The 15,558-nt window shown below is 69.4% G+C and carries 13 protein-coding genes and 1 riboswitch; of the genes, 7 read left to right on the top strand and 6 right to left on the bottom strand.

Going from position 1 to position 15,558, the window contains the following annotated elements; genetic code table 11:
- Positions 1-25 precede the first annotated feature (25 nt).
- A complete protein-coding gene (locus ACE3SG_RS01940) occupies positions 26-775 on the bottom strand; it encodes a glucose 1-dehydrogenase (protein ID WP_374562248.1) in 750 nt (249 codons plus the stop codon).
- A gap of 134 nt (positions 776-909) precedes the next feature.
- On the opposite strand from ACE3SG_RS01940, the gene ACE3SG_RS01945 reads away from it, so the two are divergent.
- The 3 genes from ACE3SG_RS01945 to ACE3SG_RS01955 all read left to right on the top strand — a co-directional run bounded on the left by ACE3SG_RS01945 (position 910) and on the right by ACE3SG_RS01955 (position 2,986).
- The gene (locus tag ACE3SG_RS01945; protein ID WP_374562249.1) at positions 910-1,143 is read left to right on the top strand and encodes a hypothetical protein; all 234 of its coding nucleotides are present in this window, start codon (positions 910-912) and stop codon (positions 1,141-1,143) included.
- 46 nt (positions 1,144-1,189) lie between these two features.
- Positions 1,190-2,119 carry a diguanylate cyclase domain-containing protein gene (locus tag ACE3SG_RS01950; RefSeq protein ID WP_374562250.1) on the top strand — a complete coding sequence of 310 codons (930 nt, stop codon included), beginning with the start codon at positions 1,190-1,192 and terminating at the stop codon, positions 2,117-2,119.
- An 83-nt stretch (positions 2,120-2,202) separates the two neighbouring features.
- Positions 2,203-2,392, top strand: a riboswitch (yybP-ykoY riboswitch).
- 12 nt (positions 2,393-2,404) lie between these two features.
- Positions 2,405-2,986: a TMEM165/GDT1 family protein gene (locus tag ACE3SG_RS01955; protein ID WP_374562251.1), complete on the top strand. Its 582-nt coding sequence runs from the start codon at positions 2,405-2,407 to the stop codon at positions 2,984-2,986.
- A 12-nt stretch (positions 2,987-2,998) separates the two neighbouring features.
- On the opposite strand, the gene ACE3SG_RS01960 is transcribed toward ACE3SG_RS01955, so the two are convergent.
- Complete coding sequence (locus ACE3SG_RS01960) at positions 2,999-4,552, bottom strand: cytochrome ubiquinol oxidase subunit I (protein ID WP_374562252.1); 1,554 nt, start codon at positions 4,550-4,552, stop codon at positions 2,999-3,001.
- Between the two features lie 463 nt (positions 4,553-5,015).
- Between ACE3SG_RS01960 and paaG the strand changes: the two genes are divergently transcribed.
- The 4 genes from paaG to ACE3SG_RS01980 all read left to right on the top strand — a co-directional run bounded on the left by paaG (position 5,016) and on the right by ACE3SG_RS01980 (position 9,607).
- Positions 5,016-5,810: a 2-(1,2-epoxy-1,2-dihydrophenyl)acetyl-CoA isomerase PaaG gene (gene paaG, locus ACE3SG_RS01965; protein ID WP_374562254.1), complete on the top strand. Its 795-nt coding sequence runs from the start codon at positions 5,016-5,018 to the stop codon at positions 5,808-5,810.
- A complete protein-coding gene (gene paaI / locus ACE3SG_RS01970) occupies positions 5,811-6,272 on the top strand; it encodes a hydroxyphenylacetyl-CoA thioesterase PaaI (protein ID WP_374562255.1) in 462 nt (153 codons plus the stop codon). It begins immediately after the preceding gene.
- A gap of 23 nt (positions 6,273-6,295) precedes the next feature.
- Positions 6,296-8,350, top strand: a complete 2,055-nt coding sequence (locus ACE3SG_RS01975) for a M13 family metallopeptidase (protein WP_374562256.1) — start codon at positions 6,296-6,298, stop codon at positions 8,348-8,350.
- Between the two features lie 285 nt (positions 8,351-8,635).
- Entirely contained in the window at positions 8,636-9,607 is a 972-nt protein-coding gene (locus ACE3SG_RS01980) for an ABC transporter substrate-binding protein (RefSeq protein WP_374562257.1), read from the top strand.
- Positions 9,608-9,619: 12 nt separating this feature from the next.
- Here the strand turns inward: ACE3SG_RS01980 and ACE3SG_RS01985 are convergent, their stop codons facing one another.
- From ACE3SG_RS01985 to ACE3SG_RS02000, 4 genes are all read right to left on the bottom strand, one after another.
- Positions 9,620-11,236 (bottom strand): family 43 glycosylhydrolase, encoded by a 1,617-nt coding sequence (locus ACE3SG_RS01985; protein ID WP_374562258.1) that lies wholly within the window; start codon positions 11,234-11,236, stop codon positions 9,620-9,622.
- A 7-nt stretch (positions 11,237-11,243) separates the two neighbouring features.
- The gene (locus ACE3SG_RS01990; protein WP_374562259.1) at positions 11,244-12,638 is read right to left on the bottom strand and encodes a glycoside hydrolase family 5 protein; all 1,395 of its coding nucleotides are present in this window, start codon (positions 12,636-12,638) and stop codon (positions 11,244-11,246) included.
- A gap of 76 nt (positions 12,639-12,714) precedes the next feature.
- On the bottom strand, positions 12,715-14,178 hold the full coding sequence (locus ACE3SG_RS01995; RefSeq protein WP_374562260.1) for an MFS transporter: 1,464 nt from the start codon (positions 14,176-14,178) through the stop codon (positions 12,715-12,717).
- Positions 14,179-14,189: 11 nt separating this feature from the next.
- A complete protein-coding gene (locus tag ACE3SG_RS02000) occupies positions 14,190-15,548 on the bottom strand; it encodes a GH1 family beta-glucosidase (RefSeq protein ID WP_374562261.1) in 1,359 nt (452 codons plus the stop codon).
- Positions 15,549-15,558: the final 10 nt, after the last annotated feature.

The raw sequence follows: 15,558 nt of genomic DNA on the forward strand, positions 1-15,558 counted from the left end.
CGCTGGCGCGCGCCGGCCGCGCGATTCAGCGGGTCAGGTAGCCGCCGTCCACCGGGTAGTACGCGCCGGTCACGAACGAGGCCTTGGCCGAGCTGAGCCACAGCACCAGCTCGGCCACCTCGTCCGGCTGGCCGAGCCGGCCCATCGGGTGCAGGGCGACCAGTTGCGCGTTCGCCGCCTCGTCGTGCTCGAGGCGCTCGATCATCGGGGTGTGGATGAAGGCCGGGCCCACCGCGTTGACCCGCACATGCTGGCCGGCATGGTCGAGGGCGGCCGCCTTGGTCAGGCCGATCACGCCGTGCTTGGCGGCGGTGTAGGCCGGCGCCCCGGCAAACGCCACCTGGCCCAGGATCGAGGCCACGTTGACGATCGCGCCGCCGCCGTTGGCGATCATCTGGGCGAGTTGGTATTTCATGCCGTAGAACACCCCCGACAGGTTGATACCGATCACCTGCTGCCAGGCGTCGATCGGGTAGTCGGCGGTGGGGGCCATCTCGCCGCCGATGCCTGCGTTGTTGCAGGCGACGTCCAGGCGGCCGAAATGCCGAACCGTTCGGGCCACGAGATCCCTGCAGTCGTCGGGGCGGCTGACATCGGCCGGCACGAAGAAGGCGGCGCCCCCGTCGCGTTCGATCAGGGCCACCGTCTCGCGGCCCCCTTCGGGGCTCAGGTCCGAGACGACGACCTTCGCGCCGGCGTGGGCGTACGACAGTGCGATGGCGCGTCCGATGCCCGACGCTGCCCCGGTGACGAGGCTCACTTTTCCTTGCAGCATGGCGTCCTCCTTGGTCAAGGCCTTGCGAGCGCCAGCGTAGTCCGCGGCGGGCGCCACCGATTGACCCGCGTCAACAATCGCGGCCCGGTGGGGACTAGAGTGGTCCTTTGAACCCAACCGATGAGGTGCCTGCCATGTCGCTGTTCCCACAGTTCCCATCGTTCCCGCCCATGGACAACGCCGCGTCGTCGCCGCTGGGAGCCTGGGGCGCCGGCACCTGGCCCGACCTGACGAGCGCCGTTCTTCAGGCCCAGCAGATGCAGTGGCAGGCCCTCGGCGCGTGGCAGCAGTCGATCGTCAAGATGCAGCAGGAATGGTGGGACGAATGGCGCAGCCGCTGGGGCGGCGGCGCGCCGCTGGGTGATTGAAAAATGTGTGGCCGGTGTTGCGCAGGCCTCGTCACGGAGCGGCCTGATGTCCAAACGCCCCGAAGCAATCGGCACCTTGCTCATCGAGCTGGTCGACCACCTCGATGCGATGGTGGCTTACTGGGACGCTGACCAGGTCTGCCGCTTCGCGAACCAGGCCTATCAGCAGTGGTTCGGCCGCGGGCGACAAGAACTGCTGGGCGTGACGCTGAAAGAGCTGCTCGGGCCGCTGTACGAGAAGAACCTGCCCTTCATCGAAGCGGCTTACCGGGGCGAGAAGCAGGTCTTCGAGCGCGCGATTCCCCGGCCCGACGGCCACGGCTCTCGCCACAGCCTGGCCACCTACATCCCGCGCCTGGTCGACGGCCGGGTCGTCGGCATCTTCGTGCACGTGGCCGACGTGGAGCCACTGAAGCGGCTCGAGTTGGAGCTCAAGGCCGCCAAAGACCGGGCCGAGGACATGGCGACGCATGACTTTCTCACCGGCCTGCCGAACCGCGTGCTGCTCGAGGCCAAGATCGACGACGCGATCGCCCACGCCAGGCGGGCCGGCCAGAAGCTGTACCTGCTCACCATCGACCTCGACAACTTCAAGGCGATCAACGACAGCCACGGGCATGCGGCCGGCGACCGTTTCCTGGTCGAGGTCAGCTCGCGGCTGAAGACCTGCGTCCGCGAGTACGACACCCTGTCGCGTGTCGGCGGTGATGAATTCGTGCTGCTGACGGCCGATGTCCAGTCGGCAGAAGAGGTCGACGCCCTGGCCACCCGCCTGCTCGAGTCGGCGGCGCGACCCTATGCCATCGGCGATGTGGTCGCGAAGCCGGGGCTGAGCATCGGCGTGGCGTGGTTTCCCGAGCATGGCGCCGACCGCGAGGCCCTGATGCAGGCGTCGGACCGCGCCCTGTACGAAGCCAAGGGGGCCGGGCGCAACTGCTTCAGGCTGGCGCCGGCGACCGCACTCGATGCACCTTGACCAGGCGGTCGCCGGGCGCGCGGCCAACGGGTTCGTGACCCTGTTCGCGGTGCGGCGGATCGGTGGCCCGATAGAATCACGGCCTCTTCGTCATGGGGGAGTAGCCACGCCGCGCGGTCTTCGTGCGGTGGCCGTTGTCAACACACTTGGGGCCTGCGCCATGCGGGCACCATGGCAGCGGCAGCCCGGTCGCACCGGGCCCGGCCAGACCTTTGACCAAGCACCTTCGCGTGGGCCGGGAGGGTGTTTTGGTCATCGGACTCGCGCCGGCCCCTGGACACGTTCATGCAAGCATTCCTGATCTCCACCGGCGTCGTCGCGCTCGGTGAAATGGGCGACAAGACGCAGTTGCTGGCGCTGCTGCTGGCCGCGCGCTTCAAGCGGCCCTGGCCCATCGTGGCCGGCATCCTGGTGGCCACGCTGGCCAACCATGCGGCCGCTGGCTGGCTGGGGGCCGGCATCGCCGGCTGGCTCGGGCCGCAATGGCTGCGCTGGATCATCGGCCTGTCGTTCCTGGCGATGGCCGGCTGGATGATGGTGCCCGACAAGGCCGACGACGCGCCGCACGCGGCCGGCCGCTTCGGCGTCTTCGGCACCACGGTGCTCGCGTTCTTCCTGGCCGAGATGGGCGACAAGACCCAGATCGCCACGGTGGCACTGGCCGCGCGCTACAGCGAGCTGGCCGCGGTGGTGGCCGGCACCACGCTGGGCATGATGCTGGCCAACGTGCCGGCGGTGCTGCTGGGCGACAAGGTCGCGCGAAAGGTGCCGATGCGGCTGGTGCACGGCGTGTCGGCGTTGATCTTCGCGGTGCTGGGCGGCTTGACGCTGGCCGGCGTCGGCTCGCTGCCGGGCATGCCTGCGTAGTGTGAACAGGCCCTATTCGAGCATCGAGGTGCAGGCCGCCAGTGCCGTCGGGCGCCACAGCGGCAGCCGCCACCGCAGCGGGCGCAGCGCCGGGCCCCACCACGCGAGCGGCGCGGGGCCGTGGCGCCACAGGCCCACGCAGCCACGCACGAACAAGGCACCGATCAGCGCGTAGACCACCAGCCTGACCAGCAGCGCGGCCGGGTGGCCCGCGGCGGCGCCGGGCACGGCCGCCTGCGCAGTCAACAGCTGGCCGTAGACCACCCAGGGTTGGCGGCCGACCTCGGCCACCATCCAGCCGCTCAGCGTGGCGACCCAGGGCAGCGGCAGGCAGGCCATCAGCAAGACGACGAGGCGGCGGCTGCCGTGGCCGCTTTCCAGCGCGACGCGCTGGCGCCAGGCGAACAGCAGCACGCCCAGCAGCAGCACGCCGATGGCGGCCATCAGGCGCAAGGCCACGAACAGCGTCGGCACATGCGGGCGGCTCATCTCGGCCGCCAGCGTCAGGCGAGCCTCGTCGCCCAGCGTTGGCCAGGTGTCGGCATGCAGGCGAGCCGCGTGTTGGTAGAGGCCTCGCCACGGTGCCAGCCCGGCCGGTGCCCCAGGTTGCAGGGCCCGGCGGATGTTGTCTCTGGCCTGCCGGGTCAGCTCGTGCAGGCCCGGCGGCGATGCGCCGCCGACCATGGCCCGCATCGCACCGGGCAGCGCCAGCGCGCCGTGGGTGGTCTGCGTGGCCATGTCGGGCCAGCCCCACAGCACCAGCGCAGCCTCGTCGGAATCGGCCGACCAGTGGGCCTCCATCGCGGCGAACTTCATCGGCTGCTGCTGCGCTACGTCGAGCGCGCTGTCGTGGCCGGTGTACAGCGTGGCCACCACACCCACCAGGCCCATGGCCAGCGCCACCCGCATCGACACGCGCGCCGGCGGCAGGTGCATGCGCTTGAGCAGGCAGGCGCCCGCCACGGCGAGCATGAAGAACGCACCGGTCAGCACGCTGGCGCTCAAGGTGTGGGCGATCTTGGTGTGGGCGAAGGGGTTGGCGAACACCGCCATGAGTGAGGTGAGCCGCGCCCCTTCGGCGCTGAACTCGACACCCACCGGGTGCTGCATCCACGCGTTGATCGTCAAGATACCCGCGGCCTGGGTGGCCATCGCCAGCATCAGCAGCGCACTCAACACCCCGCGGGTGGCTGGCCGCAGCCGCCGGCGGGCCAGGCCGAGCGCCGCCACCAGCGACAGCATCAGCGGCGCGATCCAGCCCTCCAGCGTCATCACCGCACCGAGCACCTCGCGCACCTGCTCGGTGTAGCCCTGCCAATGCGACTGCAGCTGCCAGCGCAACGGGTAGCCGGTGACCATGCCCACGAGCCAGGCGAGCAGGAAGTAGCGCCACCAGAAACGCGCGGCCTCGGCCCACACGGTGCGGCCGGTGCGCCAGTGCGCGGCCTCGATCAACGTGACTGCCAGCATCAAGCCCAGGCTCAGCGGAACGAACAGGTAATGGAAGCTGGCGGCGATGCCGAATTCCAGGCGCATCAGGCTCAGCGAGAAGGCGTCGGCAGTCATGTCGGGGTTCGTGGAGGAAGGCGCCAGTGTGGGACGCCAACGGCCCGAGCACTCGGGCGATCAACGGCGGCAAGCGTCTTCTCATCGGCCTCACCGCGAACGACTCGTTACGCCGGTTTGCACGGCGGACACCGTCGGTTCATCCAGGGCAACGCTGAACAAGTCCCACGCGGGCCGCGCATCCCTGCTTTGGGCGGTCTGCTGCGTTGCAAATCCTCGCCATAGCACGAGCTATGGCTGTGGTTTGCGCCTTGCAGCCCATCCCAAACCAGGGCGCGCCGTCTCGCAGGGACTCATTCAGCGTCGCCGGCACCGTTGGCACGATTGAAAAGGGCGGACTCGGGTTTGCCCGGGCCGCCCCGACATCAGCGGCCGTGGCCACTGGACGAGAATCACCCGCATGGCGGCTGACCGACCGGTCGGTCGGTGAACTGGGCCGCCCTGGCTTTCTGCGGAGATTGAGATGACCGAACCCCTGGTGCTGGTGGCCGATGCCGGCCCCGTGCGCACGCTGACCCTGAACCGCCCCGCGGCGCTGAACAGCTTCACCAGCGCGATGCACGCCGAGCTGCGCGACGCACTCGACGCCGCCGCCCAAGACGCCAACGTGCGCGCCGTGGTGCTCACCGGCGCGGGCCGTGGCTTTTGTGCCGGCCAAGACCTGAACGACCCCGGCATGGCGCCCGGCGCCGACGGCAAGGTCGACATCGGCGCGGTGATCGAAGCCAACTACAAGCCGCTGGCCCAGCGCGTACGCGCGATGCCGGTGCCGGTGATCGCCGCCGTCAACGGCGTGGCGGCCGGGGCCGGCGCGAACCTCGCCTTGGGTTGCGACCTGGTGGTGGCTGGGCGCGGGGCCAGCTTCATCCAGGCCTTCTCGAAGATCGGGCTGATCCCGGATTGCGGTGGCACCTGGTTGCTGCCGCGCCTGGTGGGCCGCAGCCGTGCGCTGGGCCTGGCGCTCACCGGCGACAAGCTGCCGGCCGAAGAGGCCGAACGCCTGGGCCTGATCTGGCAGTGCGTCGACGATGCCGCGCTGATGGACACCTGCATGGCGCTGGCGCAGCGCCTGGCCGCGATGCCGAGCAAGGCGCTGGCCGCGACCCGCCAGGCCTTCGACGCGGCGGCGCAGATGAGCATGAACGAGGCCTTGTCGCTCGAAGCGCAGTTGCAGCGCGAGCTGGGCCGCCAGCACGACTTTGCCGAAGGCGTGGCCGCCTTCCAGCAAAAGCGCGCGCCGCAGTTCAAGGACCGCTGAATGGCTGCGACAGACCCCCAACCCGACCCGCAGCGGCTGGCAGAAGCGGTGCGCGACGCCATGTGGCGCGACGACCGCGCGTCGAAGGCCCTGGGCATGCGGGTGCTGGCCATCGGCCCCGGCACCGCGACGCTGTCGATGACCGTGCGCGACGACATGCTCAACGGCCACGACATCTGCCACGGTGGCCTGATCACCACGCTGGCCGATTCGACCTTCGCCTTCGCCTGCAACGCCTACAACGAGGTCACCGTGGCCTCGGGCTTCGACGTCAACCTCGTCACCGCGGCCCGCCTGGGCGACGTGCTGACCGCGACCGCGAGCGAGGTGAACAAGGCCGGCCGCACCGGCGTCTACGACATCGACGTGCGCAACCAGCGCGGCGAACGCGTGGCCGCCTTCCGCGGCCGCTCGTACACGCTCAAAGGCCGCTTTGTCGTCGACCCGGCCAGCCTGAGCTGACTTTCCCTTCCAGAGTTCTTTTCATGCTTCACCCGTTGAACCGCGTTCTCGCTGCACTGGCCCTGGCCGGTGCCGCCAGCCTCACCGCTGCTGCCGACCAACCCCTGACCGAGCTGCCCTACACCCCGGGCCTGGACGTGAAGGGCATGGACACCAGCGCCAAGCCCTGCGAAGACTTCTACCAGTACGCCTGCGGCGGCTGGATGCAGAACAACCCGATCCCGCCCGACCAGGCGCGCTGGGACGTCTACGCCAAGATGGGCGACGAGAACAAGCGCTTCCTCTGGGGCATTCTCGACAACCTGGCCCAGCAGACCGAGGGCCGCTCGGTGCCGCAGCAGCAGATCGGCGACCTGTTCGCGTCGTGCATGGACGAGGCCAAGGTCGACGCCCAGGGCTTCAAGCCGCTGCTGCCCTGGCTGGAGCGCATCGACGCACTGCAGCGCATCGACGAGCTGCCCGGCCTGCTGGCCGCGCTGCACCTGGCCACCGGCAACGGCGGCCTGCTGTTCAACTTCGACCAGAACCAGGACTTCGGCGATTCGACACGCGTGATCGCGTTCGTCTCGGCGGGCGGCCTGTCGCTGCCCGACCGCGACTACTACGTGCTCAACGACGCGCGCATGCGCGGCATCCGGGCCGACTACCTGACCCACGTCGCGCGCATGCTCGAGCTGGTGGGCAGCACGCCCGAGCAGGCCAAGCGCGACGCCGCGGTGGTGCTGCAGATCGAGACCGCGCTGGCCAGGCCCCAGCTGACGCGCGTGCAGCAGCGCGACCCGCACCGCCTGTACAACAAGGTCGACCTGCGCGGCCTGCAGCGCCTGGCGCCGCGCTTCGGCTGGGCCCAGTACCTGCAGTCGCTGGGGCTGGCCGACCAGCGCGTGTTCAACGTCACCGAGCCGGCCTTCGTGAAGGCGGTCGACCAGCAGCTGCGCACGCGGCCGCTGGCCGAGATCAAGACCTACCTGCGCTGGCACCTGGTGCACGCGGTGGCGCCGCAGCTGGCCTCGCCGTTCTTCCAGGAGAACTTCGCCTTCTTCGGCAAGGCGCTGCGCGGCATCCCCGAGCCGAGCCCGCGCTGGCGCCAGTGCGTGACGCTGGTCGACGCCGAGCTGGGCGACGCGCTGGGCCAGGAGTTCGTGCGCCGCGCCTTCAGCCCCGAGCAGAAGAAGAAGACGGTGCACATGACCCAGCAGATCGAGGAGGCGATGGCCGCCGAGATCCAGGCGCTGGACTGGATGAGCCCGGCGACCAAGAAGAAGGCGCTCGAAAAGCTCGCCACCATCGTCAACAAGGTCGGCTACCCCGACCGCTGGCGCGACTACAGCTCGGTGCGCATCGCGCGTGACGACCTGTTGGGCAACGTGCAGCGCGCCACCGAGTTCGACGTGCGGCGCCAGCTGGCCAAGATCGGCAAGCCGGTCGACCGCGGCGAGTGGGGCATGACACCGCCGACGGTGAACGCCTACTACAACGCGCAGATGAACGACATCAACTTCCCGGCCGGCGTGCTGCAGCCGCCGCTGTTCGACCCCAAGATGGACGACGGGCCGAACTACGGCAACACCGGCGGCACCATCGGCCACGAGTTGACGCACGGCTTCGACGACGAAGGCCGCCAGTTCGATGCGCAGGGCAACCTGAAGAACTGGTGGGCGCCGAAGGACGAGAAGGCCTTCAACGAGCGCACCAAGTGCCTGACCGACCAGTACGCCCAGTACACGATCGTCGACGACATCAAGATCAACAGCAAGCTGACGCTGGGTGAAGACCTGGCCGACCTGGGCGGGCTGGTGCTGGCGCTGATCGCCTGGAAGACCGAGATCGCCGGGGCCCCGCCGGTGGCCGAGCGCGAAGGCTTCACGCCGATCCAGCGCTTTTTCATCGGCTTTGCCCAGTGGGCCTGCGAGAGCGCCCGGCCCGAAGAGCTGCGCATCAACGCGAAGATCGAACCGCATTCGCCCGGCAAGTACCGCGTGAACGGCCTGGTGGTCAACATGCCCGAGTTCGAGCAGGCCTTCTCGTGCAAGCCGGGCCAGCCGATGGCGCCGGTCAAGCGCTGCCGGGTCTGGTAAGCCCCGGGCGGCCCGCCGCGGCCCCCCGCCACCCTCGGAAGCCCCGGCCCTCGGCCGGGGCTTTTTGCTTTCTGATGCCCGCGCCGGCCGTCAGTTCTGACGCGGCTGACGGCCGAACCGTCCATTCGTCCCGCCCCGAGGGCTGTTACAAGCAGGTACGACGCTTGCACTCGGGTAAACGGTGATTGCCTCGGAGGCGCGTCCGGGCGATACCGCTGGACGGGCGCGGCAACCCGCGGCGACGGGGCCCGCGCGTGGATGGAAGCAAATAAGGAGTCCGAGGGAATGAAGGGTGAAAGTCGTTGGGGGCGCCGGGTGGCGCTGGGAGTGGTGTTGGCGCTCGGATCGGGCCTGTGCAGCCTGGCCCAGGCCGGCCAGGCGTTGACGATCGGGGCCATCGTGCCGCAGAGCTGGCCCAGTGCGACCGAGGGCGAAGAGATCGTGCTCGGCATGCAGCTGGCGATCAAGACCTGGCCCGGCCAGCCGGTGCCCACGCTGGTCATCAAGGACAGCGCCTGCGACCCGCGCAAGGGCGAGGCTGCGGCGCGTGAGCTGGTGGCCGCCAAGGTCGACCTGGTGCTGGGCAGCTGGTGCGCGATCGGCCAGGCGCCCAAGGTGGTGTCCGAGGCGGGGTTGCCCTATGTCTCGGCCCATGCCGAGCGGCTGCAGACGCCGCCGCCCGGGGTGTTGCAGCTCGGCCGGCAAGAGCTTTACCTCGCCGAGCGAATGGCCACCAACCTGCGCGCCGAGACCGGGCTGCGCATCTCGGGCCGAACCTCGTGCTGGATGGATTTCGAGCCGATCCTGCGCGAGCAGTACGACGCGATCCTGTGTCCGGTGTTGGGTTACGACAAATCGCGCTGGCAGCAGGCCGAGGCCACCTTCACCGCGGCGAACCGCCGGCCGTTCACCTACTCGGTGGCGCGCGGCTACGCAGCGATGGAGGCCGGGCTGGCGCAGCTGCGCCGCCTGCGCAGCGGCAGCAAGGGGCCGGCCGAGCCGATCGTCACCATCCTCGGGCCGCTGCCGCCGGCCGACGCGCCGCCGCCGCCCGATGCGATGCAGCTGGTGCTGTCGCCGAAATTGCCGAAACTTTCACCCAAAGACCAGGCCGCGGTGAACCAGCTGCTGCAAACCAAGGCCTGCACCTGCCTGCTCGACAACAGCTGCGGCAAGGGCCCGTGGGCCGATCAACCCTTCGTGGTGCGCGGCAACTCGGCCAAGTGTGCGACGCTGGCGTCGTCGGCGATTCACTAGCCACCTGAGTCGCTAGAGCCCTCGGTAGACGAAGTCGCGCAGGCGCACCTGGCCGTGGCCGGCGCTGAACAGCGCCAGCTTCAGGCTCAGAAAGCCGCCGAACACGTTGTGGTGGAAGCCCGAGACTTCCATCTGCCAGGGGTGGCGCGTCCAGTGCTCGCCGTCGAGCGAGTGCTCGAAGGTGGCCACCTGGTCGCGGCAGGTCAGCTTCAGGCGCACCGTGCGGGCGTCGACGGGCTCGCGCATCCAGCGGTGCTCCTGCCCGTAGTGGTAGGTGTGCATCTGGGTTCGGCTGAAGCCCAGGCCGGCGAAGCCGCGCGGGTCGTAGAACAGGGCCAGGCCGCCTTGCGCATCGCCCTCGATGTCGAGCACCACCGAGGCCTCGTAGTGGCGATCGCCCACCAGGCAGGTCAGCGGCGAACAGTCGGCCAGCGTGCTGCCCTTGCCCTGCAGCACCAGGCCGCCCGGCGTGGGGCGCAGGCGTTGCGCCTCCAGCGGGCCGGGGGCGAACAGGCTCCACTGCGGGCCCAGCGAGCCGCCTGAGAAATCGTCGGACAGGGCCATGCCCGACGGCCCGGCCAGGCCGCCGTGCGGCTTGGGCAGCGGCTGCGCCAGCGTGCCGCCCCGGGCGCGAAACCAGCCGTCGCGGGTCCACTCGATCGGCTCCAGCAAGGTCTGCCGGCCCAGCGTGCGGTAGCCGTTTTCGTAGCCGTGGTAGACCATCCACCAGTCGCCTGCCGGCCCTTCGACCACGCTGGCGTGGCCGCGCGACCACCAGGGCTCGTCGGCGCTCCTGGTGCGCACGACGGGGTTGTGCGGGCAGTCTTCCCACGGGCCGTCGATGGACGCCGAGCGTGCCACGGTGACCATGTGGCTGGTGGCCGGGCCGGCGGTGCCGCCCACCGCGGCCACCAGGTAGAACCACGCGCCGCGGCGAAAGAGCTTCGGGCCCTCGGGCGCGAACATCTCCACCACCCAGTCTGGCGGGTAGCGCCATGGGGTGCAGGCATGCGTCAACTCGCCGATGGTGGACAGGCCGTCGTCCGCCAGCCGGATGCGCCGCACGCCGCTGACGAAGAGATAACGCTGGCCGTCTTCGCCCACGGCATGGCCGGGGTCGATGCAGCCCGGCAGTTTCAGGTCGATCGGCTCGCTCCACGGGCCACGGATGTCGTCGGCATGGATGACGTGGATCGCGGTGCCGTCGTCCTGCAGCGAGGGGATGTAGAGGTAGTAGCGCCCACCGTGCTTGACCAGGTCCATCGCCCAGACGCTGCCGATCGGGCGGTGCAGGGCGGGGCCGATCGGCGCCCAGTTGACGAGGTCCGTCGAGTGCCAGATCACCGCGCCGGGGTAGGACTGGAACGACGAGAAGGTCATGTAGTAGTCCGCCCCGTCCTTCAGGATGGTGGGGTCGGGGTGATCGCCCGGCACGACCGGGTTGCGGTAGCTGCCGTCGCCCAGGTCGGCCTGGCGCTGGCCTTCGATGCCGCGGCCAAAGCGTGGCTCGCGCTCGGCGCATGACGGGGGTGATGGCGCAGCGACCGCCGCTCCCTGCAGCGGCAGGGCGCCGGCAGCGGCCGTGGCTTGCAGCAGCCGCCGCCGTGTCAGCGGCGAAGGCGCTGGCAAGGGTTGATCACTTCGCGGCATTGACGATGGTGCCGATGAGGCTGGGGTAGGCCTGCGCGCCCGTGGCGCGGTTGAACAGGCCCGAGCTGTGGTTGCCGGTGGCGCCCGCGTCCCAATAGATCGGCACGATGCCGCGGGTGAAGGCGGCCCGGGTGATGTACTGGTCCCAGTAGCTGCGGTACTTCTGGGCGCTGTCGACGCTGGTGCGCGCCACGGCCGAGTACTCGCCCAGGACCACCGCCATGCCCAGCCCATCGATGAAGCGCGACTTCATCTTGTTCATCTGGCTGTCCACGTAGCCCTCGTTGGCCCAGGTCTCGGTGTTGGCGCCGCTGGTGACGATGCTGCCCCACTGCCAGATCGTGTCGTTGCCGGTGTTGAGCGTGAAGTTGTACGGGTCGTAGTAGTGCACCTCGACCATCAGCTTCTTCGTCGCCGGGTCGCTGGGCACGGTGAAGAAGTTGTTGGTGTGGTCGATGTTGGTGTTGAACCCCTGCACGACCAGGTGGCGCTGCACGTTGTAGCCGCCGGTGGCCCGCACCGCGTTGACGAAGGTCTGGTTGAAGCTGTTCTGCACGGTGGTGTATTCGGCCGTCGGCGTGCCGTAGTCACCGTCGACCATGACCTCGTTGGTGCCGGCGAACAGCAGCCGGTCGTCGTAGGTCTTGAAATTGTTCGCGATCTGGGTCCAGAACTTGGTGATGCGCGCGTTCACCGTGCCCTGCTGGGCGTAGGTGGGCTGCATCCAGCCGCCGTCCCAGTGGATATTGATGACGGCGTACAGCCCGGCGCTGCGCGCGCAGTTCACCACCTCGGTCACGCGGGCCATCCAGCTGGCGCTGATGTTGTCGTTGGCGTCGGCGTACTGCTTCCACGACACGGGGATGCGCACGCTCTTGAAGCCGGCCGACTTGACCGCGTTCATCAGCGCCTGCGACACCAGCGGGTTGCCCCACGCGGTCTCGCCGCCGATGGCCTCGAGCGAGTTGCCCACGTTCCAGCCGGGCGACAGGTTGGCCGAGAGCTGCAGGCTGGTCAGGTTGCGCATGCCCGCGCGTGTGGTGGCGGCGGTGTTGGAGTTGTAGCTGCCGCTGCTGGTGCTGAACTTCACCCAGTACCAGTAGGGCGTGCCCGACACGGCGCCCGCATCGGTGTAGCTGCGGGCCGAGCCGCCCAGCATCGCCAGCCGGGTGCGGCCATTGGCGTCGCTGTCGGTGTCGCGGTAGACCTGCAGGCCGGTGACGGTGCCGCTCACCGTCCAGCTCAGCTGCACGTTGCTGGCCGTGCCGGTGGCGGTGAGGCAGACCGTGGCGCCACCGGCGCTGGCACAACCCTGGGCCTGGGCCTGCGGCCCGGCGCACAGCGCGAAGACGACCAATACCAACGATGACAAGGGCTTCACAGAGGGACCTTTCGTGGTGGGTGGGCTCGGCACGGTGGTTTCCGCCGGGCTCGGGCCGCGTCGGGAAACTCGTCGGTCAGACCTGCCCGCGCCGGGCTTCGAGCTGGGTGCGGATCTCGCGCATGCGCTGCTCGGTGAGCGGAAAGCGCAGGATCGCGATCAGCGCGATCACCAGGCCGATCACCGGCAGGCCCGACAGCAGGATGCGGATCATGAAGATCGCGTGCTCGCTCTGCACCGGGATCTTCGAATCGAAGCCGGTGAACTGCAGGATCCAGCCCGAGGCACCCACGCCGAGCGCGATGCCGACCTTGCTGATCCACGACTGGCAGGCCGAGAACGAGCCCTCGCGCCGCTGGCCGGTCTCGAGCTCGTCGTGGTCCACCACGTCGCCGATCGTCGAGCCGTAGAGGATCCAGAAGCCCGCGCCGGTGAAGGCCACGAAGCCGCAGGCGAACAGCTGCAGCACCGGGCGCTCGGGGTCGTACAGCCACCAGTCGCCGATGAAGGCACCGATCGCCAGCGCGAACACCGTGGCCAGCGCGTGGCGCTTGCCCACGCGCCGCGCCAGCATCGTGAAGAACGGAATGCCCAGGAAGCCGAACACCATGCCGGCGGCGCCCATCGCGGTGTTCCACCGGGTGGCCAGCGCCACATCGCCCTTGCAGACGTAGTAGACGGTGTTGTAGTAGCCGAGTGCGGCCACCATCGCGGTGCCGATGCCGTAGGCCAGCACCATGCACAGCACGTGGCGGAAGGGCTGGCAGCGCAGCGTGCGGCCGAGCGTGTCGGTGAAGGGGATGCGCTCTTGCCGGTGGCCCACGACCACCGCCTCGTAGTAGCGCTCGCGGGTCAGCAGGAACACGCCCACCGCCGCCGCCACCATGATCGCGCCCAGGATGGCGCAGTACGTCTGCGCACCCAGCAGTATGTCGGGCTTGCCGTGCGCGTCGTTGAAGACGGCGAGCGTGGTGAACTGGGCGGCGAAGAACATCGCCAGCTCGGGGGCTTTCTGGATCGCGTTGCGGGTCGACTGCACGCTGGTCCGCTCGTGGTAATCGGGCGTCATCTCGGCGCCCAGGCTGACCCACGGCATGTTGAAGCAGCTCATCACCGGCACGTACAGGGCCGTGGACACCAGCATGAAGATGAAGTATTCGGTGTCGCTCCAGCCGCGGCCCACGGCGAACATCAGCGGCAGGCCGATGCCCGCGAGCACCCCGCCCACCAGGATGAACGGCCGGCGCCGGCCGTGGCGCGTGCGGGTGTTGTCGCTGACCCAGCCGAACAGCGCGTCCGATGCCGCGTCGATGAAGATCTTGACCATCTGTGCGGTCGAGATCAGCCCGGGCGCCATGCCGAGGAACACGTTGTAGACGTGGAAGGCGAGCGTCGGGTAGAGCCAGTGGCCCCACATGTCGATCACCGAGCCCAGGCCGTAGCCGATCTTCTGCCTCATCGGCACGCGGTCGGCGGGCGCGGGGGCCGCGGCGGGCCGGGCGGCGGGGGCGGGCGTCATGTCGAGTGCGGTGTCGGCCACGGTGTCGTCCTTCAGAGCACGGTGCGCGTGCGCATCACGTCGGTGTAGTAGTGGGCCGAGAGCTTCGGCGTGCGCTGCTGGGTCTCGAAGTCGCAGTGCACGATGCCGAAGCGGCGCTGGTAGCCGTCTTCCCACTCGTAGTTGTCGATGAACGACCAGAGGAAGTAACCGTCGACCGGCACGCCGTCGGCGATCGCGCGGTGCACCTCGCGCAGGTGGTTGCGCAGGTAGTCGCGCCGGTGCAGGTCGATCACCTCGCCGTTGACCACCGGCTCGTCGTTGTAGCCGCAGCCGTTTTCGGTGATGTAGATCGAGCGGTGGCCATACAGCTCGTGGCACATGCGCGTGGCCCAGTAGATGGCCTGCGGCACCAGGTGCAGCCAGGCGCTGTCGGCGCGCGGGTAGTTGGGCGGCAGGCTCAGGGCCTCGGGCTCGCCACCGCGGCCGGCACGCACGTAGGTGGCGGTGTAGATGTTCAGGCCCAGAAAGTCGGTCGGCAGGCTGATCAGGTCGAAGTCGCCCGGCTGCACCTGGGGTGCGTCGGCCCCCACACGCTTCAGGTAGGTCTCGGCATAACCCCGGTTGTGGATGGCGCCCAGCACGTGCAGGTTCTTGTCGAGAAACCAGGCCCGCGCGGCGGCGATGTCGTCCGGCGACTCGGTCACCGGCACGCTGACATCGCAGTTGTCGGTCAGCCCGACGCGCGCGCCTGGGCCGCCGAACTCGCGCACCGCCCGCACGCCGTGGCCGTGGGCCAGCAGCGCGTGGTGGAAGGTCTGGTTGACCACCGCGGCGCTTTCGCGCCGGCCCGGCGCCTTGGTGCCGTAGCCATAGGCCAGCATCGTGAAGCAGCGGATCTCGTTGAGTGTGATCCAGTTCTTCACGCGCTGGCCGAACTCGCGCACCACCGTGTCGGCATAACGCGCAAAAGCCTGCACCGTGGCGCGCGAGGTCCAGCCGCCGCGGTCCTCCAGCGCCTGCGGCAGGTCCCAGTGGAACAGCGTGATCCACGGCGTGATGCCGTGCCGCGCCATGCTCTCGAGCAGGCGGTGGTAGAAGGCCAGCCCGGCGGGGTTCAACGGCCCGTCGCCTTGCGGGTAGATGCGCGGCCACGCGATCGACAGGCGGTAGTGCTGGATGCCCAGCGACGCCATCAGCGCGAAGTCTTCGTCGAAGCGGTGGTAGTGGTCGCAGGCCTGGTCCAGTGTGTCGCCATGCGCGACCTTGCCGGGGATGCGGGCGAAGTGGTCCCAGATCGACTCGCCCTTGCCGTCGGCAAAGGCCGCGCCCTCGATCTGCGCCGAGGCCGCGGCGACGCCGAAGACGAAGCTGTCCGGGAAGGGGCTGGAATAGGTGAAGGTCGTGTTCATCGCGCTCGGG

Source organism: Ideonella sp. (assembly GCF_041914305.1).
GTDB lineage: Bacteria > Pseudomonadota > Gammaproteobacteria > Burkholderiales > Burkholderiaceae_C > Ideonella.